Here is a 20,722-nt window from a genome sequence, read left to right on the forward strand (position 1 = left end):
AAACCGGAGCTGACGATTAGTCGCTCCGGTTTTTTTATGGCAAGCTACGCGTCATTCTCCAAGCCATTTAATCAGATAACGTTAAATTGGAAAGGTACAACAAAAATAATCGGCTCGCGAATAAGCCAAGGACAACAAACATGACCGAAAAGCATAACCAAGTTGGCGTACTCTTGGTCAACCTGGGAACCCCAGATGCGCCTACTTCTTCTTCTGTAAAGCGTTTTTTATCTGAATTTCTGCATGATCATCGGGTGGTTGATTTAACGCGTTGGTTGTGGTGCCCACTGCTGCATGGTGTGATTCTGCCTGTACGCTCTCCCAAGGTGGCGAAGCTCTATCAAAGTGTTTGGATGGATGAGGGATCGCCTTTGATGGTGTACGCTACACGTCAGCGTGATGCCTTAGCCGCCAAGACGGGGTTACCTGTCGCTTTAGGAATGACCTATGGCTCACCTTCGATGACGGATGGTATTGAGCAATTGCAGCAACAAGGTTGCGAAAAGGTCATGGTTTTGCCTTTGTATCCGCAATACTCTGCGACCACCACCGCCGCGGTATTTGATAAAGTCGCCAAATCCCTAAAAGGACGCCCCTTGCTTCCTGAGCTTCGCTTTGTGCACCACTATCACGATCATCCGTCGTACCAATCCGCATTGGCAGACTCCGTCAGGCGCCACTGGGATAAACACGGCAAGGGCGATCTCTTACTGTGTTCATACCATGGGATCCCGCAACGTTTCGCGGATAATGGCGACCCGTACCCGCAACATTGCGAACAAACCACGGCATTGTTACAGGCGGAACTTGGGCTCCCCGACCAAGCGATCATGATGAGCTACCAATCGCGTTTCGGACGTGAAGAGTGGCTTAAGCCTTACACCGATAAAACCTTGGAAGGGCTACCCGCAAAAGGGGTTAAAACCCTCGATATCATGACCCCAGCCTTTTCTTCTGACTGTTTGGAAACCTTGGAAGAAATTGCTGGCGAGTGTCGGGATATCTTTTTAGCAGCAGGTGGCGAAGCCTTTCGTTTTATCCCATGCTTGAATGATGACGAGGCGCATATTGAGTTAATGGCGACGCTGGTGGCAGAGCATACCCAAGGGTGGTAGACGGATAAAATTCGTTTCTCCAACGCTATGCAGGCGCAAATTCTGTGGTAGAATTCGCGCCTCCCTTCCATTAGCTAGTTACACGAACCATGAAATTTCCAGGACAACGTAAGTCTAAACACTACTTTCCGGTTCACGCCCGGGATCCCTTGCTTAACCCTGCCAGTGAGCGTGGCTTTAAACGCCCTCATGTGATTGGCATAGACCAAACCTTGGTGGATATAGAAGCAAAAGTGAGTGACGACTTCCTGGATCGTTATGGTTTGAGCAAAGGCCACTCGTTAGTGATTGACGATGAACGGGCTGAAGCTTTGTATCAAGAGCTCAAAGACAACAATTTGGTGACGCATGAATTTGCCGGCGGCACCATTGGCAATACCTTGCACAACTACTCCGCTTTAGCGGACGACCAATCGATTCTGCTTGGCGTGATGAGTCAGGATATTCGCATTGGGAGCTACTCTTATCGCTATCTATGCAACACGTCCAGCCGCATGGACCTCAATTATCTGCAACCTGTCGAAGGCCCGATTGGCCGTTGCTATGCACTGATTGGCGATTGTGGCGAACGTACTTTTGCCATCAACGAAGGCTTAATGAATCAGCTCCGTCCTGAGTCGATTCCGGAACATATCTTTGAGCATGCGTCTGCCTTAGTCCTGACCGCCTATCTGGTACGTTGCAAGGACGGTGATCCGATGCCGGATGCGACCATGCGTGCCATCGAGTATGCCAAAAAGCATAACGTGCCTGTGGTGATGACGTTGGGCACCAAGTATGTGATTGAACAAAATCCACAATGGTGGCGTGATTTTCTAGCTGAGCACGTCAGTGTGGTGGCGATGAACGAAGATGAGGGTGAAGCGCTCACGGGTGAAAGTGACCCGCTGCTCGCGGCCGACGCCGCCTTACAATGGGTAGATATGGTGCTTTGCACCGCCGGTCCGATTGGCCTCTACATGGCGGGTTATAGTGAAGATAAAGCCAAACGCGAAACCTCACTGCCTTTATTACCCGGCGCCATTCCCGAATTCAATATGTATGAGTTCAGCCGTCCAATGATCAAAGCCGATTGCGAAAATCCAATCAAAATTTATTCGCACATTGCCCCATACATGGGTGGGCCGGAACGGATCAAAAACACCAATGGCGCGGGAGACGGTGCACTGTCTGCGTTGCTGCACGATATGTCAGCGAATCGTTACCACCGTGATAACGTGCCTAATTCGAGCAAACACCAGTATCCATTTTTAACTTACTCATCGTTTTCTCAGGTGTGCAAATACGCCAACCGTGTTAGCTATGAGGTGCTGGCGCAGCATTCTCCGCGTTTGTCACGTGGCTTGCCGGAGCGCGAAGATAGCTTGGAAGAGGCTTACTGGGAACGTTAATCTCATTGCCATAAAAGATAAAAAACCGCCAATTGATGTTGGCGGTTTTTTATTATTGGTCGTGAGGCGTGGGCTTATTGATACGCTTTTTCGTGTACGTTGCGGACCGCACGACCTGATGGGTCGGCTTGGTTTTTGAACGATTCATCCCATTCAATCGCYTTGGCACTTGAGCAGGCGATCGACGGGCCGCCAGGAACACACTTCGCGGCATCTTCCAGAGGGAAGAGTTCGGCGAAAATCTCACGATACATATACGCTTCTTTGGTGGTCGGCGTGTTGTATGGGAAACGGAAGGCTGCCGTTGCCAACTGTTGATCGCTGACTTTTTCATCGGCAATGGCTTTCAAGGTATCAATCCAGCCGTAACCGACGCCATCGCTAAACTGCTCTTTTTGACGCCATGCCACCGATTCTGGCAAAAGATCCCCGAAGCATTCACGAATGATGTGCTTTTCCATTTTGCCCTCGCCGCACATTTTATCATCCGGTTTGATTTGCATCGCCACTTCCAAAAATTCTTTATCCAAGAAGGGGACACGCGCTTCAACGCCCCAGGCGGCCATCGATTTGTTCGCGCGGGCGCAATCAAACATGTTGAGCGCGAGCAGTTTGCGAACGGTTTCCTCGTGGAACTCTTGAGCGTTGGGCGCTTTGTGGAAATACAGATAGCCGCCAAATACCTCATCGGCGCCTTCCCCCGATAGCACCATTTTGATCCCCATCGCACGGATTTTACGTGACATCAAATACATGGGGGTTGATGCTCGAATAGTGGTCACATCATAGGTTTCGATGTGATACACCACGTCGCGGATGGCATCCAAGCCTTCTTGAATACTGTAGGTAAATTCGTGGTGAACGGTGCCAAGGTGGTCGGCGACTTCTTTGGCGGCTTTCAAATCCGGCGCGCCTTCCAGGCCGATAGCAAACGAGTGCAAACGTGGCCACCAAGCTTGGCTTTGATCGTCATCCTCGATACGGTTGGCGGCATATTGCTTGGTCACTGCGGAAATCACCGATGAATCCAACCCACCAGATAGCAGAACGCCATAAGGTACATCGGTCATAAGTTGACGGTGAACCGCTTTCTCTAGGGCTTCTTTGAGTGCCGCTTTATCCGTGGTGCTATCTTTTACCCCGTCATATTCCATCCATGCGCGTTTGTAATAACGAACAGGCTCACCTTGTTTACTCCATAAAAAGTGACCCGGGGGGAACTCACTGATGGTTTTACAAATAGGCGTCAGTGCTTTCATTTCCGAAGCAACGTAGTAGTTGCCATGTTCATCGTGCCCATGATAAAGCGGGATAATGCCGATATGATCGCGACCAATTAAATACGCATCCTGCTCTTCATCATACAAAATAAAGGCAAAGATACCGTTGAGATAATCGAGCAGTTCTGGCCCTTTCTCTTGATATAGGGCGAGAATGATTTCGCAGTCTGACTCTGTTTGGAACGGATAATCGGCGGCGAATTCAGCGCGGAGCTCTTTGTGATTGTAGATCTCACCGTTGACTGCGAGGGCTTGGGTTTGGTTTTGGTTATAAAGTGGCTGTGCCCCACTGTTAAGATCGACAATCGCAAGGCGCTCATGAACGAGAATGGCTTTTTCAGACGAATAAATCCCTGACCAGTCCGGACCTCGGTGACGCATGGTCTTCGACATTTTTAACGCGATTTCCCGCAATTGTTGCGAGTCGGTTTTAATGTCAAGCGCTCCAAAAATTGAACACATAATCTTCCTCTCTGTTTGTGTTATACGGTGTTTTCGCCGTGGCATGTCTGCGATAAAGGACCACTGGTGGCGACCTGTTAATCACACTCTGCCCTGTGGCAGAGAAAGACACAAGTAGATAAAACAAATTCGTTATCCAAACTGACCTTGTGGTAAATATTATTTAATAAAAACCATGAAAAATGAATACAATTCAAAGATGGTCCAGTTTTTATACAAAAACGCACAAGTGAAGCATCACTTGTGCGTGAGGAGGGTGGCAGAGTGGTTAGGTATCCGGATGTGAGAAGCGGTCTCTTACGTGACGCGCAAAGCCACTACCTGCCTCTTGATAGATATTAAAGGCTTCATCCACGCCAAGTGCTTTGAGTTGGTCGAGCTCATCTTGATATTTGGCGATGGCAGCGACTTTACCACTGAATTGTGTTTGTCGAATTTGCTCGAGTGCCAACGTATTGGCGTGGCTGTGAGGCATGGCCAGTAAAATGAGCGAGATATTGCCATCAGACACGGCTCGTGACCAAAAGTCGGGATCAGTCGCGTCGCCTAAAATAACACGTCTTCCTTCTTGCTGATGACGAGTGACAGAGTCTTCTCGTGTGTCAATCCCCACTATGGGTTGGTGGTGTGTGGTGGCGAGTTCGTCGTAGGCGCCTGAGCCAATACGTCCCATCCCCAATACTAAAATACTGGCATCACCGAGATTGATTTGTTGATCGCTGGGATGAAGTTTGTCGGGTGCACGCTCAGGTAGCCAGCGTGATGCCCAACCATACAGCTGATTACTAAAGGTATTGAGCGGGGCGGAAAAGGCAAAACTGAGTGATACCGCGATGGCGATGGAGACCAAGATCGGGCCGGGCATCAGTCCTGTTTTATACGCCAAGCCACCCACAATGAGTCCAAACTCACTGAAGTTGAATAAGGTGAGCGTGGTAAATAAGGCAGTACGGACGCGGTAACGGAACCCATTAACGATCCAATAGTAGAGTACGCCCTTGATGGGCAGTAATAACATCAAGATCAGGGCAAAACTAAAGCTTTGCCAGGTAGGCTGTTCGGACAAGCCAATGTTGAGGAAAAAGCAAACTAGAAAAAGCTCTTTCATATTAAACAGTGACTTGGCCATTTCGGATGCACGTGGGTGACTGGCAAGCAGCATACCGAGAATAAGTGCGCCTAAGTCAGGTTTAATCCCCACCGCCTCAAACAATCCAGCGCCAGCCACTAGGGCGAGGAACACGGCATAAAGAACCAACATTTCACCGTGACCTGCCTTGTCCAAAAGCTTACCCAATAGAGGTTTTAGCAGAGGTAAGCCAAAGAGGAGGAGGGCGGTGAGTTCGGGGGTTTTTCCCGATGTGGCGGTGAGGAAAATCACGGCAAAGATATCTTGCATGATCAGCATGCCGATGGCCAAGGTGCCATAGGTGGCATTAAGCTCACCTTTTTCTTGCAGCGCTTTGATGGCAAAGACGGTGCTAGAAAACGATAGCGCGAAGCCAAGCAGTAGCATTTCAGGCACACTCATGCCTGACAGCATAGGAATGCTCAGTGCTTTAAGGCCCATTAGCGCCAGGGTAAAAAACGCGGTTGTCAGGACATTATGGGCAGTGGCCCCAAACCAGATTTCTTTCGCAAGCAAGGTTTTGACATCAAGCTTTAAGCCGATAGTAAACAGCAGCAATGTGACACCCAGGTCGGCCAGCTGCGTGATCACCGGTGTCGACTGGTAGCCCATGGCATGGAGAACAAAGCCAGCGATAAGAAAGCCAACCAATGGCGGGAGGTGGCAGCGCATTAATGCATAGCCACTGATAAATGCAGCGGAAATAAAAACCAGTTCCATATCTTGTACTTATTCTAAAGTTGAGTGAGACAAGGCATTGTCGGTAACGTGGCTATAATGTACACGTTTTGTGGTCAGTATGTGAATGTAAAATAAGGAAGCGTGAGAAAAGGCCGGTGAAGATAAGATGAGGCAAGGCGACATTTGCAGAGAAGACTGACGTTGCGAGAGAAGATGCCCGCTATCCTAACCGCTGGCTGACCAACGGTTAGGGATTAACGACTCGGCTAGGTTTAACGGCGATGCTTTAACTGACACGTTTTAATCACTCAACATGTCAATCCAAGTAGTGAAAAACTACTCCTCCAACAGCTCTTGTAGGAGCTCACCATTAAGCATCGCCCGCTTGACTAAGGAAAACGCAGCCATTGTAGGCTGAGCCTCCAAATTTGCGCTAACAATCGCCAGCTTCTCGTGGAAACTTGGCAGTGATTGATTCTCTACACAGCGCTCAATGGCAGGAAACACCACACTTTTTGCCGCGGTAATTTTGCCAGCAATCACCACCAGTTGCGGATTAAACAGGTTTACGGTCATCGCGATCGCTTTACCCAGATGATTGCCAACTTTAACCAACACTTGGCGTGCTAACTCATCACCTTGCTCTGCGGCTTGGCAAATGGCTTCGATGGTTAGGCTTTGATCATAACTGAGGCTACTGGGATGCCCTTGCGCAAGCAGTTGTTGGGCGTGCTCAATGATGGCTTCGTTTGAGGCCACGGTTTCTAAGCAGCCAAAGTTGCCACACTGACATTTTTTACCCAGTGGATCGATCTGCACATGGCCGAGCTCACCGACATTGCGGTTATGGCCAAGAAAAATTTGCCCATTGACGATGATCCCCGCGCCAGTACCATGATGCACACTGACCAGCATAGAGTCATAGTAGTCTTGGCTCGCCCCAAAGTAGTGCTCCGCCAGCGCTTGACCGCGAATATCGTTGCCAACGAAAGCCTGCACACCAAACTCTTCGCGCAAGGTATCAGCAAGTGCAAGTTGTTTGATATTGATGTTGGGCATGTATTCGACCACCCCTGAATCAGGGTCAACCAAGCCAGGCATGACCACGGATATCGCAATCAGTTCTCGGAGTGCGTGTTGGTGCGTTTCCAAAAATTGGCTAACGATATGAATCAAGCCTTGAACAAGCTCGTCCTGATCATGGTAGTGGAAGGTTTCGCCGTGTTCGGCCAAAGAGGCACCACTCAAGTCATACAAAGACAACTCAATAAAATGACGACCCAATCGTACCGCAAGGGTATGAAAGGGCGCACACTCGGTGGTGAGAGAAATGGCACGACGTCCACCTGTCGATGCTTGTTGTGCCACCTCTTTAATGAGGCCTCTTTCTAGCAGTTGGCGGGTAATTTTGGTCACACTTGCCGGCGCCAATCGGCTTACATCGGCAATTTGTATGCGTGAAATTGGCCCTTGTTGATCAATTAATCGATAAACGGCAGCTCCGTTAAGTTGCTTTACAAGATCGACATTCCCGATTTTTCCGCCAGTCATAGGTGTCCTAGCTTTGTAGATATTGTCCGTTTACGATCGTCGCTTGAACGTTGATTGCACGGTCGAAAATGGCAAGATTCGCAACTTTCCCCGGACGAATGCTGCCATAGTGTTGTTCGATACCGATTGCGCGAGCGGGATAGAGCGTAGCCATCCGCAAAGCTTCATCCAAGGCGATCCCTACATGCTCAACACTGTTATAAATCGCCTGATCCATCGTCAGTGCCGAGCCGCCAAGCGTGCCATTTTCATCAACACACTTACCGTCACGGTAATATACTTTCTTACCTACAAAAATAAAGTGATCCATGTCGGCTCCTGCTGGTGCAACCGCATCCGTAACCAACACTAATTTCTCACCTTTTACTTTATGTGCGAGACGAATATTAGGGTACGAGACGTGAAAGCCGTCAGCAATTACACCAGTGTATACATCAGGTGTATCGTAGATGGCACCGACGACACCTGGCTCACGGCCTGAAATAGAGGTCATTGCGTTAAACAGGTGCGTGGCAAAGGAAATGCCGTGGGTAAAGCCTTGCTTAGCTTGTGCGTAAGTGGCATTGGTATGGCCAGCAGAGACCACGATACCAGCTTGCTTCAGGGCTTGAATATGCGACGCGGGCGCCAGTTCAGGCGCGAGGGTGACTTTGGCAATCACATCCGCATTTTCGCATAAGTAGTTGATCATCTCATCGTTGCTTGGGCGAATATAGTCAGCGCTGTGTATCCCCTTTTTTTCGATATTCAAATAAGGGCCTTCAAGGTGTAACCCCAGCGCCTGATGGGGCTGCTGTTTTTGGTAAGCACGCATGGCGTTGATGGCGGCTTGCATATCGGTATCAGAGCTAGTGATCAGGGTGGGGAGAAAGTTGGTGCAACCTGATTTAAGGTTAGCCTGATGCATGGTCGCGATGGTGTCAGGGGTAATGGCATCATTAAACATCACGCCGCCACAGCCATTAAGCTGAAGGTCAATGAAGCCTGGGCTGACTAATGCACCGTCGAGCGCGCGCGTGGCAATATCATTGGGCAGGGCGTCTTGTCGACAGACGGCGTCAATCAGGCCTTCTCGAATCACGATGGCATGATCATCCAACACCTCATGGCCAGTAAAAATCCGGCAGTAGGTTAACGCATACATGCTTCAATTCCTTATAAATGGTGTATATTTTGGGCTTCAAGCTCTTGAAAATACTTCACAGTTTTTACTTTTAGTTCTGCTGTTGAAGGTGCATCGCACACAATCATCGCTTTTGGGTGCAGTTGTAGCCCTGATACTGTCCATAAGTGGTTTACTGACCCTTCTACCGCGGCCTCAAGTGCCTGGGCTTTGTTGTGTCCTGTCACTAGGATCATGACTTCTTCTGCATCTAACAAGGTGCCGACACCAATGGTGAGCGCATGCTTAGGTACTTGACTGATATCATTATCAAAGAAGCGAGAGTTTGCCACACGGGTATCCTCGGTCAAGGTTTTGATCCGTGTTCTTGATGCTAATGATGACGCGGGTTCATTAAACGCAATATGACCATCGTTTCCTACACCACCCATAAAGAGATGGATTTTGCCGTACGCTTTGATTTTTTCTTCATAACGTTGGCACTCGGCATCGACATCGGTCGCATTTCCATTAAGCAAGTTGATGTTTTTTTCTTGAATATCAATATGGTTAAAAAAGTTTTCGTACATAAAGGTACGATACGCTTGTGGGTGATCAGCAGGGATCCCACAGTATTCGTCCATATTAAAGGTCACCACGTGCTCAAAACTGATTTCGCCTTGCTGGTGGAGCTTAATGAGTTGCTTATAGGTGTTGAGTGGCGTCCCCCCTGTGGGTAAGCCCAGAACAAAGGGGTTATCGGCAGTCGGCGAAAACGTGTTGATGGTATCGACGATATAGCGAGCCGACCATAGGCCGACTTGTTGGCTGGTTTGTAAAGGAATGAGTCGCATCGGTCACCTCGTTCTATCAATGCTCAGTTCGTGGCCATAGCATAACGGATATGCTCATTTATTTTCATCATAAAATAAGTTTTATGATCAGGCTAACAATTTTCTCTGTATATGGGTGGGTTTGGTGATGATTCTCACAAATAACGCGGGTTTAATTTGCGAGGCGAATTTATTGACATAAACTGCAATTGACTAACATTGCTTTACAAAAGAAGTGATTTAACAAAAGTCCTTGGGCAAGCGTCCAAGTTAGATGCCCAGCCGCGGAGCAAGCGCTAGCGTGGTGGGGCACTGAAAAATATAAAGGGGGAACGACGGTGAATATTCTTGGTTATGCACAACGTATAGGTCGTGCGCTGATGGTACCGGTTGCGGTATTACCAGCGGCTGCGATCTTGATGGGGGTCGGCTACTGGCTTGACCCAACTGGATGGGGGGGCAACAGTGCCCTAGCTGCTTTCTTGATAAAATCAGGGGCAGCGATTATCGACAATATGTCAGTGTTATTTGCCATCGGTGTGGCATATGGCATGTCAAAAGATAAAGACGGCGCCGCCGCTCTGGCAGGCTTTGTTGGCTTTATGGTGATCACCACGCTGTGTGCGCCGGGTGCGGTAAGCCAAATTGGCTTGGTCGATATTTCAGTGGGCAACAATGAGCTTGCGTTCAGCAAAATCAACAACCAGTTTATCGGTATCTTGATCGGTGTGGTGTCTGCTGAGCTGTACAACCGTTATAGCGGTGTTGAGCTGCCTAAAGCCTTGGCGTTCTTTAGTGGCCGGCGTTTGGTGCCTATTTTGGTCTCTGTTGTGGCGATCATCATCTCGTTTGTATTGATGTTTGTCTGGCCTGTGTTATTTGGTGGCTTGGTTCACTTTGGTGAAAGCATCACCAACCTAGGTGCCGCGGGTGCCGGTGTTTATGGCTTCTTTAACCGCTTACTTATCCCTGTTGGTCTGCACCACGCGCTTAACGCCGTATTCTGGTTCGATACGGTCGGTATTAACGACTTGGGCCGCTTCTGGATGGGGGCACAAGGCCTTGAAACAGGCGAAGCGATTAAAGGGACCACAGGCATGTACATGGCAGGCTTCTTCCCCGTCATGATGTTTGGTCTACCGGGTGCAGCGCTTGCGATTTATCACACAGCGCGTCCTGAGAACAAAGCACGTGTTGCGTCTATCATGATTGCTGCTGGTTTTGCGTCTTTCTTTACTGGGGTGACCGAGCCACTTGAATTCTCATTCTTGTTTGTCGCACCTTTGTTGTTCGTGTTGCATGCGCTATTAACCGGTGTTTCCTTGTTTATCGCGGCCACTTTCGACTGGACGGCAGGCTTCGGCTTCTCGGCAGGTTTAGTTGACTTGGTGTTGTCGTCGAAAAACCCGGTGGCTAACCAGTGGTACATGCTGCCTATCATGGGCCTTGTATTCTTTGCGCTTTATTATGTGTCATTCCGCGCCGCGATTTCAGCGCTCAATCTGAAAACGCCAGGTCGAGAAGATGACGCAGTAGAAAGTGCACCGGCGAGCGCCAATACCGGTGAAGCGAGCGATAATCGCGAGCTTGCACGCAAGTACCTTAAAGCCCTTGGTGGTCATCAAAACCTAACATCGATTGATGCGTGTATCACCCGTCTGCGTCTGTCGGTTGCCGACCGCGAGGTGGTTGATGAAGCGAAATTGAAAGCCATTGGGGCGATGGGAGTCGTCAAGCTTGGCGAGAACAACTTGCAGGTCATTCTTGGCCCTCTAGCAGAAATCATTGCCGGTGAGCTGAAACAAATTCCAGAAGATGAAGATTTGTCAAACGTCGCGCTGCCATAAACGAGGCACTGTACGACAATGATCTGAACAAAGCGCCCACCCAACAGCTGGGCGTTTTTTTAGGTTTGTGTCATCGCTTTCGCGCAAAAAAGTAACAAATAGGCCTACACCGCGATGACAATGACAACAACGGGTTGAGTCGCAGCGCGGAATAGGAGATCATAGTATCTATGTAGCTTTAAAATTCGCATTTTTGATACGAGGTAACCTTGATGAGTGATGCTGAAGCTCGTCCCACTAACTTTATTCGCCAAATCATTGATAAAGACTTGGCGGAAGGGAAACACACAGCGATCGTGACACGTTTCCCACCAGAGCCGAATGGCTATCTGCACATCGGCCATGCCAAATCAATTTGTTTGAACTTCGGGATCGCACAAGACTATCAGGGTGAATGCAACCTGCGTTTTGATGATACCAACCCAGAAAAAGAAAACGTGGAGTACGTTGAGTCTATCAAGCGTGATGTGCAATGGTTGGGCTTTGACTGGGCAGGAGAGGTGCGTTACTCCTCAAACTACTTTGATAAGCTTTATGGTTACGCGGTTGAACTTATTGAAAAAGGGCTAGCGTACGTCGAAGAGCTGACGCCCGATGAGATCCGAGAGTATCGTGGAACATTGACCGAGCCGGGCAAGCACAGCCCTTATCGCGAACGTTCGGTTGAAGAGAACTTAGCATTGTTTGAAAAAATGCGTGCTGGTGAGTTTGCAGAGGGTAAAGCCTGTTTGCGTGCCAAAATCGATATGGCCTCACCCTTTATGGTAATGCGTGATCCGGTTTTATACCGCGTGCGTTTTGCGCATCATCACCAGACTGGGGATAAGTGGTGCATTTACCCAATGTATGACTTTACTCATTGTATCTCGGATGCACTAGAAGGGATTACCCATTCTCTTTGCACCCTTGAATTTCAAGATAACCGACGCCTATACGATTGGGTGTTGGAAAATATCACCATCGACTGTACGCCGCGTCAATATGAGTTCAGCCGCTTAAATCTCGAGTATACCGTGATGTCCAAGCGTAAGCTGAACCAACTGGTGGAAGAGCAGTTAGTGAACGGTTGGGATGACCCGCGTATGCTGACTATCTCTGGCTTGCGTCGTCGTGGTTACACGCCTGCCTCGATTCGTGAATTTTGCCAGCGTATTGGTGTGACCAAGCAAGACAATACCATAGAGATGAGTGCGCTTGAGTCTTGTGTACGCGATGATTTGAACGAAAATGCGCCACGCGCAATGGCGGTGCTCGATCCGATTAAACTGGTGATTGAAAACAAAGCCGATGATGTCGAATGGCTTGATGCGCCAAATCATCCCAATCAGCCCGAGATGGGCACGCGTCAGGTGCCCTTTTCGCGCGAGATCTGGATTGAACGTGAAGATTTCCGTGAATCAGCCAACAAGAAGTACAAGCGACTGGTGCTGGACAAGGAAGTGCGTTTGCGCAATGCCTATGTGGTCAAAGCAGAGCGTTGTGAGAAAGACGATGATGGCAATATTACCACTGTGTATTGCAGCTATGATCCAGACACCCTCGGTAAAGATCCTGCCGATGGGCGTAAAGTGAAAGGGGTGATCCATTGGGTCTCTGCTGCTGAGGCGTTACCCGCTGAATTCCGTTTGTACGACCGTTTATTCACGGTGCCAAATCCGGCGGGTGCGGAYAACTTCGCTGAGACGATTAATCCGGCGTCATTGCAGGTACAACAGGGGTTTGTTGAACCAAGTATGCAAAATGCGCCAGTAGAGAAGGGTTATCAGTTTGAACGGACAGGCTATTTCTGTGCAGATAATAAAGATAGCCGTAAAGATGCACTTGTCTTCAACCGGACCGTGAGTTTACGTGATACCTGGGCGAAGATAGAAGGTAAATAATAAAAAGCCGGCGTGATGACCACGCCGGCTTTTTTCGAACGTTCACACTGAATCAATCAGCGTTATGAATGGATGGGTCGGCTTTGCAATCGCCTTCCTTACAGTGACCATACAAATACAAACTATGGTTTGTCAGTTGCACATTAAAGCGTGCGGCGATTTCTTTCTGACGCTCTTCAATCAAATCATCAGAAAATTCAATCACTTTACCGCAGTCAAGGCAGACTAAGTGGTCATGATGATGCTGTGTCGCCAATTCAAATACGGACTTTCCGCCTTCAAAATGGTGACGCGTGACAATGCCTGCATCGTCAAATTGGTTCAATACGCGGTACACGGTTGCTAGGCCAATTTCTTCACCTAGGTCAATTAATTTCTTATACAGGTCTTCGGCACTGATGTGCTGGCAATCTGGCTGTTGCAGCACTTCTAGGATCTTGAGCCGTGGGAGGGTGACTTTGAGCCCAGCTTGCTTCAACGCCTGGTTATTGTCTGACATGTGTATCTACCTGTTTTCTGCCTGAGTTAAGACAGTTGGATTAGCAAGGAAAATATCTTATAAGCCTATCAAAATTGCACTGCTCTCGCTACTCTCGACATGTATTCTTAGGACGAAATTTGATCATTTGTGGTTGCATCAATGTTTACGAGATGTGARTATTATCTGGTTAGACCAGATAAGGATGTCAACTTACATGTATCGCTTCTACAAACCACGTATTGTTAAGTGGGCACTTAACAGCTGGCCACCGTTTTGGGGCGCAGGGATCCATATTGATGCGATTAGCCAGGATTTTAAACGCGTCAACATGCGTTTGAAACTCCGCTGGTGGAATAAAAATGCCAATCGTACCCAGTATGGCGGTAGCATCTTCTCTTTAACCGATCCTGTCTATGCGCTCATGTTAATGGGGATTCTCGGCCCTCAGTACCATGTTTGGGACAAACAAGCAGATATCAATTTTATTAAGCCGGGAACCACGGACTTGTACGCAGATTTTGTGATCAGTGATGCGGTGTTAACCGATATCCAACAACAAGCAGGGCGAGGCGATAAGGTATTGCCCGAGTTTGTTGTCCACGTCAAAGACGCGCATGGCGAGGTGGTTGCTGAAGTAAGGCGTACACTTTATGTGAGAAAAAAACGCCAGTATCGAGATACAGCCAGCAAACAAGCCGCATGATCGGCCCGTTGTGCGCCGGTTAGATAAAAAACGCCAAGGTTGAGTCCCCTTGGCGTTTGATAAGCCAGACTTAGTCTTCAAGCTCTGCGAGACACATTTCTTCGTAAACTTGTTTCACCCACTTGCTCACACGCTCGTCGGTCAGTTCAGGCTGGCGATCTTCATCCACACACAAGCCAACAAAATGGTTGTCATCAACCAATGCTTGTGAGGCTTCAAATTCATACCCCTCAGTTGGCCAATGACCAATGATGGTCGCGCCTTTCGCTTCAATGATGTCGCGGACGGTGCCCATGGCATCACAGAAGTATTCTGCGTAATCTTCCTGGTCACCACAGCCGAAAATAGCCACGAGTTTTGTTGAGAAGTCAATTTGCTCTAACTCTGGGAAAAAGTCATCCCAGTCGCACTGTGCTTCACCGTAATACCATGTTGGAATACCGATCAGCAGCAAATCGAAGTTATCAATATCTTCTTTGCTGCTCTTCGCGATATCTTGCACGTGAACCATTTGCTTGCCTAACTGCTTTTGAATGGTTTTTGCAATTGCTTCCGTGTTTCCCGTGTCACTACCAAAGAAGAGACCTACACTCGCCATATAAAAAACACCCGTTTTGTCAGTGGGTTGCTGTTTGCAACTAACTCGAATTAAAGAAAAAGCGTCGCTTTTTCAAACCTATATGATTAACCAGTGACTTCAGTGCTAGGGTTAGCCGATGCCGACCCCTTCCCAAACCAACTGAATCACACCTTTTACGATAAAGCCGACACAGCCTAGTGTGAGCACAAACCAGACGATCCGTCGGCCGAATACTGGCACATTGCCCTCACGTAACACGTCTTTAATTGCCATGCCGATAAAAAAGAAAATCGCGGCGAAGACGAGATCTAGACCTATTTTCTCGAGCAATTGAAAGTGCTCGTAAAGCATGCGTGCCTCCATTGAGCACCGACTTATGCGGCGCAATATATCACAAGGGTCACTTAACTGTTAACGCTCGCTCGGCATTAAAAAACGTTCTATGACGCTGGCAACCACCGCCGGTTTTTCAGCATGTAGCCAATGACCCGTGCCTGCCACCATATGCGCTTTTGAATGAGGGAACTGAGCAACAATGGCCTCGCGGTGGTCTGGCAGAATGTATTCAGAGTTCTGCCCTTTGACAAACAGAGTTGGGCCCGAATACTGGCCAAACTCTGTCCATCCCATGATGTTACGATAGCCGTGATAAAGATTATCAATATTGAAGCGCCAGGCGTAGTGACCGTGATCGGTTTTATAGAGTGATTTCAATAAAAATTGGCTCACGCCTGGATTTTCAATCGATTCATTCATCATGGTTTGCGCTTGTTGGCGGCTTTCCAGTGTCACCGTTTGTGTCTGATGCAATGCCTTGAAAACATTGTCATGTCGGTTAACTTGATAATCGACTGGGGCAATATCCATCACCACCAATTGTTCTACGCGCTCAGGAAAACGCTGGGCGAGGGCCATCGCCACTTTGCCACCCATTGAATGACCAACGATAATGGCTGACTCAAGCTGTTGTGCATCCATCCACGCGACCACGGCATCGGACTGGCTTTGATAATCTGTGTCCTGTGTATGATAGGAGCGACCATGGTTAGGTAGATCAATTTGATAAACACAAAAATGGTCGACCAGTGTCTTAGCGAGCCCGCCTAAATTATCGAGATCACCGAATAAACCGTGGATCAATACGAGCGGTGAGCCCTCACCGCGAGATTTTCCGTTTAACAACACGTTGCTTTTCTCTCAGATTACTGGCTTTAACGTAGAGTATACCTATCTATCTCTGTATAATCGCCCCGTTAAACGATAAACAGGACGCGATGAAAAACAATGAAGACGATAGAGGTTGACGACGATCTATACCGGTATATTGCCAGCCAAACCCAGCATATTGGCGAAAGCGCATCAGACATCCTGCGTCGCTTACTGCTGTCGGACTCGGCACCGCAGCCAACCCAGGCTGCGCCGACGACGCCCTCTCGTTCTAGCGGTATTGTTGTCAGTAAAGACGCTGGGCGCAGTGCGTCCGTTGATCGTGTCAAAGCGATGCGAACGTTATTGATTTCAGATGAGTTTGCGGCTCAAGAACGAGCGATTGGCCGTTTTATGCTGATCCTCACCACCTTATACCGTGTTGACCAACAAGGATTCGCAGATGGTATGGCGCTAAAAGGGCGTACCCGTCTGTATTTTGCCGATAATCCACAAACTTTATTAGAAAGCGGCAAAACCACCAAACCCAAGCAGATTCCAGACACCCCTTTTTGGGTCATCACCAACACGAATACTGGCCGTAAGCGTCAGATGGTGGAGCAGCTGATGGAAAAAATGCAGTTCCCGAGTGATTTGACTGAGAAGGTTGTGAACGCGATTTAATCTATGCCACTCATGGGAGAAGAGAATTATGGCAGTGCATCCTCAAGCCGGACAGCGCGCAAATCCGCAAGATTTGTGTGATATCCCGGCGCTTGTGACGCGTTTTTTCCAGGCTCAACCACGTCCAGGTCATCCGTCGCAACGTGTTGCGTTTGGGACGTCAGGACACCGTGGAAGCGCGTTGAACACGACGTTTAACCGCGATCATATTTTGGCGATTGCACAAGCAATTTGTGATGAGCGCAGCGCGCGCGGCATTTCTGGCCCGGTCTTTGTCGGAAAAGACACTCATGCGCTTTCAGTACCAGCATTCGATGCCGTGGTTGAAGTGTTAACGGCCAATCACGTTACGGTGATTGGCCAAGCTGAGCAAGGGTATACACCCACCCCAGGGGTATCGCAGCAGATACTCGCCTACAACCGCGCGCATGACGCGAAAGCGGACGGGATTGTCATCACTCCCTCGCACAACCCACCGCAAGATGGGGGCATCAAATACAACCCGCCCCATGGTGGACCCGCCGAAGGCGAAATCACGAAAGCAATAGAAACGCGAGCGAATCACTATATCGAAACCCATCTCGTCGGCGTTAAACGCTCGGAGATTGATGCGGCGATGCACAGTGACTATTACCAAGCGCAAGATCTTGTGACGCCATATGTCTCTGGGCTGGCCAAGGTTGTTGATATCGAGGCTATTCAAAAAGCGGGTTTAAAACTTGCCGTTGACCCTTTGGGGGGAGCAGGGATCCGCTATTGGCAGCAAATTGCCGCGCATTATCAACTGGATATTACCCTGATTAACGATCATGTCGACCCAACGTTTGGCTTTATGCCGCGCGATAGCGATGGCGTGATTCGTATGGATTGCTCGTCTGCATACGCAATGGCCGGACTATTGGCGTACAAAGATGATTATGATTTGGCATTTGGCAATGATCCAGACTTTGATCGCCACGGCATCGTGACTCCCGAAGGACTGATGAACCCGAATCACTATTTAGCCGTGTGCATCGATTATTTGTTCCGCCACCGTCCGCAGTGGTCAGCCGATTTAGGCGTGGGTAAGACCCTGGTGTCCAGTGCGATCATTGATAAGGTGGTTGGCGATCTCGCTCGTCCGCTGGTTGAAGTGCCCGTCGGCTTTAAATGGTTTGTGCCTGGCTTGAGTGAAGGAACGCTTGGCTTTGGCGGGGAAGAAAGTGCCGGTGCCTCATTCTTAACCTTTGATGGGCAGCCATGGTCAACAGATAAAGATGGTATCATTCTTTGCTTACTGGCAGCAGAAATCCTGGCGGTAACGGGGCTTACGCCGCAGGCGTATTATCAAAAACTTGCCCACAAGCACGGTGATCCGTCGTATAACCGATTACAAGCGGTTGCCAATGCAGCGCAAAAGCAGGTGCTCAGTCAGCTCAGCCCCGAGATGGTGACGGCAGAGAGCTTGGCGGGCGATACCATCACCGCCAAACTGACGCATGCGCCGGGGAATGGCGCTGCCATCGGAGGACTGAAAGTGGTCACGGAATTTGGTTGGTTCGCTGCGCGCCCATCAGGGACAGAAGATATTTATAAAATCTACTGTGAAAGCTTTAAAGGTGATGAGCACTTGCGTTTGATTGAGCAAGAAGCGCAACAAATTGTTGACCGCGTGTTCAACGCTCAAGGCGTTTAGCGCATCTCGTCGTGACGCTGTAGTCGAAAACGCGTACAGACAATGTGCGCGTTTTTTATTTCAAAGCGGGTAACGCGGGTATCGTCTCTGGCCAGTCGCGGGGTACCACGAACCAAGGGGTGAGTGAGTCATCTAACAAGTGACAGGTGCGAGATAGCTCATCAAGTGATGCGCGTTCGAGCTTGGGCAAATCAGCGAAAGCGGGCAGTGACAACCACTGGTCGCGGGCCAATACGGCAAATTCCCTGTCTGTTGGTAATGCATCTGGCCAACACCACCATCCCCCAATGCTGTCATGATTGACGGGGGGCCACTCTGGTAGGGGCTGCTCGCCATGATGATAATGGCGGTACAACCTTCCTTGCACCATCAAACGCTTCTCACTCGGTTGCCAGTGTGGGTATTGCTGACAGAAGCTTGGGTGGCTGGATAGCGCCAATTGGTGGTCAAGCATTCGCGCCACTTTGATATCTAACGCATCCTTGGCATTGGGGCCTAACCAACGGTTGTCATGGGCGAGGTAGAATTTTACCGCTACCTCCCAGTGCTCTAGTTGCCCCTGATATCTGACTAAAAAGTCGATGGCACCTCGCGTCTTGCCGCCTTCATTAATTTGTATTTCCTCAGCTTCTAACCCCAAATGCGGGTGACAATCAATGAGCTGAGTGAGCAGCCACTGATAGTAAAAGCCGATACGCTTTGGTCCCTTATAGGGCGAGGGAGATGGCAGTAATTTGTGTTGCCAAAGATGATGAGGCACAACCGGGAAGTGCTTGTCGCTGAGTAGTGAGAACTGATTTTGTAACCAGCTAAAGTCGGCATTGATTTGATCTTGGTTGCTAAATAGCGGATCGGTGTCACTCATGATGTAATTTTATTACCTTGTTAAAAGACTGTTAAAGCTGAATCTGGTAATTTTTGGGTGAAAAATAACCATTTATGTAGTAAAAAAACAAAACGGGTGGTACACTACGTCCATACTTGCAAACTGGTCAGATGAGTGAGGTTGATTATGTATACACCGTTCGATAAAACCCGTGTTGTGTTGCGCCGCTGCGCGGTTGTGATCGCGGGCATCACTTGCCTGCCAACACTGATTGTGCCGCCCATGGCATCGCGTTTATATAGCCATTTACATCAAGTCTGGCTTAAAGACAGCACCAAGCCAGTCTGGTTAGCTGAGTCGGAAAAGGTCGGTGGTTTTTTCTAACCCACCTTTACCTCATCAAGGCTTAGCCTATCGTATAAGCCATAAATACGTATAGATGCAGCCGAACAGATAGGTCGCGATTAGATAAGCGGTGAGCCATTCGTGCTCGCCGCTTTTTTTATTTTTGCTTGTCAGGTTACACTGTTGCCATTGTCTCGCAAGTGGATGTGAATGCTATGAATAATTTTGAACTGGAAGCATTGCTCAACGCCGAACTAAAACCGGATAGCATCAAAGACTACAGCCCGAACGGACTGCAAGTGCAAGGGCGTGATGAGGTTCACACTGTCGTCACAGGGGTGACGGCTTGCCAAGATCTTATTGATGCAGCGATTGAGCAGAATGCGGATGCCATCTTGGTGCACCATGGTTACTTCTGGCGCGGCGAACCACAGCAAATTCGCGGCATGAAGTACCAACGTATCAAGATGTTGATTGAACATGGCATCAATCTATACGGTTATCACTTGCCTTTGGATATTCACCCGACGCTGGGTAACAACGCGCAACTTGCCAAACGTTTAGGCATTGAGCTGCTTGGGGGATTGGAGCCTGACAACTCTGTCTCGATTCCTGTTTATGGAAAGCTTTCAACGCCCATGACGTTGGCTCAGTTTGAGCAACAAGTTGCCACGGTGCTTAACCGGACGCCCCTTGTGATTGACGGTGGCCAACAAACGCGGATTGAAACCGTTGGGCTGTGTACTGGTGGCGCGCAAGATTTTATCGACTTGGCCGCTTCACAAGGGATGGATGCGTATCTGTCGGGTGAGATCTCTGAGCGCACAACCTTTTCGGCGCGCGAGCAAGGTGTGCATTATATCGCGGCAGGGCATCACGCGACCGAGCGTTATGGCGTGAAAGCGCTAGGGGAGTGGCTTGCCCAGCAGCATGGTTTGAATGTGCACTTTATTGATATCGACAATCCAGCGTAACGCCTAGGCGTTGAGGCTAAGTGCGATAAAAGGTAGA

At 49.1% G+C, this 20,722-nt stretch carries 19 protein-coding genes; 9 read left to right on the plus strand and 10 right to left on the minus strand.

The genetic code is table 11. From position 1 onward, the window contains the following. Positions 1-140 precede the first annotated feature (140 nt). Together hemH and BZG23_RS01255 are read left to right on the plus strand one after the other, a co-directional pair. A complete protein-coding gene (gene hemH / locus BZG23_RS01250) occupies positions 141-1,115 on the plus strand; it encodes a ferrochelatase (protein ID WP_077605910.1) in 975 nt (324 codons plus the stop codon). Positions 1,116-1,204: 89 nt separating this feature from the next. Next, the gene (locus BZG23_RS01255; RefSeq protein WP_077605911.1) at positions 1,205-2,506 is read left to right on the plus strand and encodes an inosine/guanosine kinase; all 1,302 of its coding nucleotides are present in this window, start codon (positions 1,205-1,207) and stop codon (positions 2,504-2,506) included. A 74-nt stretch (positions 2,507-2,580) separates the two neighbouring features. Here BZG23_RS01255 and asnB read toward each other — a convergent pair whose 3' ends face one another. The 5 genes from asnB to nagB all read right to left on the minus strand — a co-directional run bounded on the left by asnB (position 2,581) and on the right by nagB (position 9,565). Continuing rightward, positions 2,581-4,248 (minus strand): asparagine synthase B, encoded by a 1,668-nt coding sequence (gene asnB / locus BZG23_RS01260; RefSeq protein ID WP_046073575.1) that lies wholly within the window; start codon positions 4,246-4,248, stop codon positions 2,581-2,583. Positions 4,249-4,516: 268 nt separating this feature from the next. Further along, complete coding sequence (locus tag BZG23_RS01265) at positions 4,517-6,097, minus strand: cation:proton antiporter family protein (protein WP_077605912.1); 1,581 nt, start codon at positions 6,095-6,097, stop codon at positions 4,517-4,519. Positions 6,098-6,394: 297 nt separating this feature from the next. Beyond that, complete coding sequence (nagC, locus tag BZG23_RS01270; protein WP_046073573.1) at positions 6,395-7,609, minus strand: DNA-binding transcriptional regulator NagC; 1,215 nt, start codon at positions 7,607-7,609, stop codon at positions 6,395-6,397. A gap of 7 nt (positions 7,610-7,616) precedes the next feature. Next, the gene (gene nagA / locus BZG23_RS01275; RefSeq protein WP_077605913.1) at positions 7,617-8,753 is read right to left on the minus strand and encodes an N-acetylglucosamine-6-phosphate deacetylase; all 1,137 of its coding nucleotides are present in this window, start codon (positions 8,751-8,753) and stop codon (positions 7,617-7,619) included. A gap of 11 nt (positions 8,754-8,764) precedes the next feature. Continuing rightward, positions 8,765-9,565 carry a glucosamine-6-phosphate deaminase gene (nagB, locus tag BZG23_RS01280; protein ID WP_077605914.1) on the minus strand — a complete coding sequence of 267 codons (801 nt, stop codon included), beginning with the start codon at positions 9,563-9,565 and terminating at the stop codon, positions 8,765-8,767. A 317-nt stretch (positions 9,566-9,882) separates the two neighbouring features. Between nagB and nagE the strand changes: the two genes are divergently transcribed. Then, on the plus strand, positions 9,883-11,391 hold the full coding sequence (gene nagE / locus BZG23_RS01285) for an N-acetylglucosamine-specific PTS transporter subunit IIBC (protein ID WP_046073570.1): 1,509 nt from the start codon (positions 9,883-9,885) through the stop codon (positions 11,389-11,391). 212 nt (positions 11,392-11,603) lie between these two features. Then, a complete protein-coding gene (gene glnS, locus BZG23_RS01290) occupies positions 11,604-13,271 on the plus strand; it encodes a glutamine--tRNA ligase (protein WP_046073569.1) in 1,668 nt (555 codons plus the stop codon). Between the two features lie 52 nt (positions 13,272-13,323). Here glnS and fcrX read toward each other — a convergent pair whose 3' ends face one another. Continuing rightward, positions 13,324-13,770, minus strand: a complete 447-nt coding sequence (fcrX, locus tag BZG23_RS01295; protein ID WP_046073568.1) for a ferric iron uptake transcriptional regulator FcrX — start codon at positions 13,768-13,770, stop codon at positions 13,324-13,326. A gap of 184 nt (positions 13,771-13,954) precedes the next feature. Here fcrX and BZG23_RS01300 point away from each other — a divergent pair, with 184 nt between their 5' ends. After that, positions 13,955-14,455 carry a DUF4442 domain-containing protein gene (locus BZG23_RS01300; protein ID WP_046073567.1) on the plus strand — a complete coding sequence of 167 codons (501 nt, stop codon included), beginning with the start codon at positions 13,955-13,957 and terminating at the stop codon, positions 14,453-14,455. A 70-nt stretch (positions 14,456-14,525) separates the two neighbouring features. Here BZG23_RS01300 and fldA read toward each other — a convergent pair whose 3' ends face one another. The 3 genes from fldA to BZG23_RS01315 form a co-directional block, all read right to left on the minus strand. Then, positions 14,526-15,053 carry a flavodoxin FldA gene (gene fldA, locus BZG23_RS01305; RefSeq protein WP_046073566.1) on the minus strand — a complete coding sequence of 176 codons (528 nt, stop codon included), beginning with the start codon at positions 15,051-15,053 and terminating at the stop codon, positions 14,526-14,528. A 111-nt stretch (positions 15,054-15,164) separates the two neighbouring features. Further along, the gene (locus BZG23_RS01310) at positions 15,165-15,386 is read right to left on the minus strand and encodes a DUF2788 domain-containing protein (RefSeq protein ID WP_021022467.1); all 222 of its coding nucleotides are present in this window, start codon (positions 15,384-15,386) and stop codon (positions 15,165-15,167) included. A gap of 60 nt (positions 15,387-15,446) precedes the next feature. Beyond that, complete coding sequence (locus BZG23_RS01315; RefSeq protein ID WP_077605915.1) at positions 15,447-16,220, minus strand: alpha/beta fold hydrolase; 774 nt, start codon at positions 16,218-16,220, stop codon at positions 15,447-15,449. Between the two features lie 99 nt (positions 16,221-16,319). Between BZG23_RS01315 and seqA the strand changes: the two genes are divergently transcribed. Beyond that, positions 16,320-16,865, plus strand: a complete 546-nt coding sequence (gene seqA / locus BZG23_RS01320; RefSeq protein WP_046073564.1) for a replication initiation negative regulator SeqA — start codon at positions 16,320-16,322, stop codon at positions 16,863-16,865. Positions 16,866-16,893: 28 nt separating this feature from the next. Next, entirely contained in the window at positions 16,894-18,540 is a 1,647-nt protein-coding gene (pgm, locus tag BZG23_RS01325; RefSeq protein ID WP_077605916.1) for a phosphoglucomutase (alpha-D-glucose-1,6-bisphosphate-dependent), read from the plus strand. Between the two features lie 55 nt (positions 18,541-18,595). On the opposite strand, the gene BZG23_RS01330 is transcribed toward pgm, so the two are convergent. Next, positions 18,596-19,405, minus strand: coding sequence for a DUF1853 family protein (locus BZG23_RS01330; RefSeq protein ID WP_077605917.1), 810 nt, complete (start codon positions 19,403-19,405; stop codon positions 18,596-18,598). Positions 19,406-19,552: 147 nt separating this feature from the next. Here BZG23_RS01330 and BZG23_RS01335 point away from each other — a divergent pair, with 147 nt between their 5' ends. Together BZG23_RS01335 and BZG23_RS01340 are read left to right on the plus strand one after the other, a co-directional pair. Next, complete coding sequence (locus tag BZG23_RS01335) at positions 19,553-19,750, plus strand: DUF2517 family protein (RefSeq protein WP_046073561.1); 198 nt, start codon at positions 19,553-19,555, stop codon at positions 19,748-19,750. Between the two features lie 176 nt (positions 19,751-19,926). Beyond that, positions 19,927-20,685 (plus strand): Nif3-like dinuclear metal center hexameric protein, encoded by a 759-nt coding sequence (locus BZG23_RS01340; RefSeq protein WP_077605918.1) that lies wholly within the window; start codon positions 19,927-19,929, stop codon positions 20,683-20,685. Positions 20,686-20,722: the final 37 nt, after the last annotated feature.

The organism is Salinivibrio sp. ML290, from assembly GCF_001995695.1.
Taxonomy (GTDB): Bacteria; Pseudomonadota; Gammaproteobacteria; order Enterobacterales; family Vibrionaceae; genus Salinivibrio; species Salinivibrio siamensis.

What these genes read in the sequence shown, in the direction of transcription:
- BZG23_RS01300 (WP_046073567.1), top strand. Translation starts at nt 13,955, where the DNA reads ATGTCAACTTACATGTATCGCTTCTACAAACCACGTATTGTTAAGTGG.
- nagC (WP_046073573.1), bottom strand. Translation starts at nt 7,609, where the DNA reads ATGACTGGCGGAAAAATCGGGAATGTCGATCTTGTAAAGCAACTTAAC.
- BZG23_RS01330 (WP_077605917.1), bottom strand. Translation starts at nt 19,405, where the DNA reads ATGAGTGACACCGATCCGCTATTTAGCAACCAAGATCAAATCAATGCC.
- fcrX (WP_046073568.1), bottom strand. Translation starts at nt 13,770, where the DNA reads ATGTCAGACAATAACCAGGCGTTGAAGCAAGCTGGGCTCAAAGTCACC.
- BZG23_RS01335 (WP_046073561.1), top strand. Translation starts at nt 19,553, where the DNA reads ATGTATACACCGTTCGATAAAACCCGTGTTGTGTTGCGCCGCTGCGCG.
- BZG23_RS01310 (WP_021022467.1), bottom strand. Translation starts at nt 15,386, where the DNA reads ATGCTTTACGAGCACTTTCAATTGCTCGAGAAAATAGGTCTAGATCTC.
- nagB (WP_077605914.1), bottom strand. Translation starts at nt 9,565, where the DNA reads ATGCGACTCATTCCTTTACAAACCAGCCAACAAGTCGGCCTATGGTCG.
- BZG23_RS01255 (WP_077605911.1), top strand. Translation starts at nt 1,205, where the DNA reads ATGAAATTTCCAGGACAACGTAAGTCTAAACACTACTTTCCGGTTCAC.
- nagA (WP_077605913.1), bottom strand. Translation starts at nt 8,753, where the DNA reads ATGTATGCGTTAACCTACTGCCGGATTTTTACTGGCCATGAGGTGTTG.
- BZG23_RS01340 (WP_077605918.1), top strand. Translation starts at nt 19,927, where the DNA reads ATGAATAATTTTGAACTGGAAGCATTGCTCAACGCCGAACTAAAACCG.
- fldA (WP_046073566.1), bottom strand. Translation starts at nt 15,053, where the DNA reads ATGGCGAGTGTAGGTCTCTTCTTTGGTAGTGACACGGGAAACACGGAA.
- seqA (WP_046073564.1), top strand. Translation starts at nt 16,320, where the DNA reads ATGAAGACGATAGAGGTTGACGACGATCTATACCGGTATATTGCCAGC.
- BZG23_RS01265 (WP_077605912.1), bottom strand. Translation starts at nt 6,097, where the DNA reads ATGGAACTGGTTTTTATTTCCGCTGCATTTATCAGTGGCTATGCATTA.
- pgm (WP_077605916.1), top strand. Translation starts at nt 16,894, where the DNA reads ATGGCAGTGCATCCTCAAGCCGGACAGCGCGCAAATCCGCAAGATTTG.
- hemH (WP_077605910.1), top strand. Translation starts at nt 141, where the DNA reads ATGACCGAAAAGCATAACCAAGTTGGCGTACTCTTGGTCAACCTGGGA.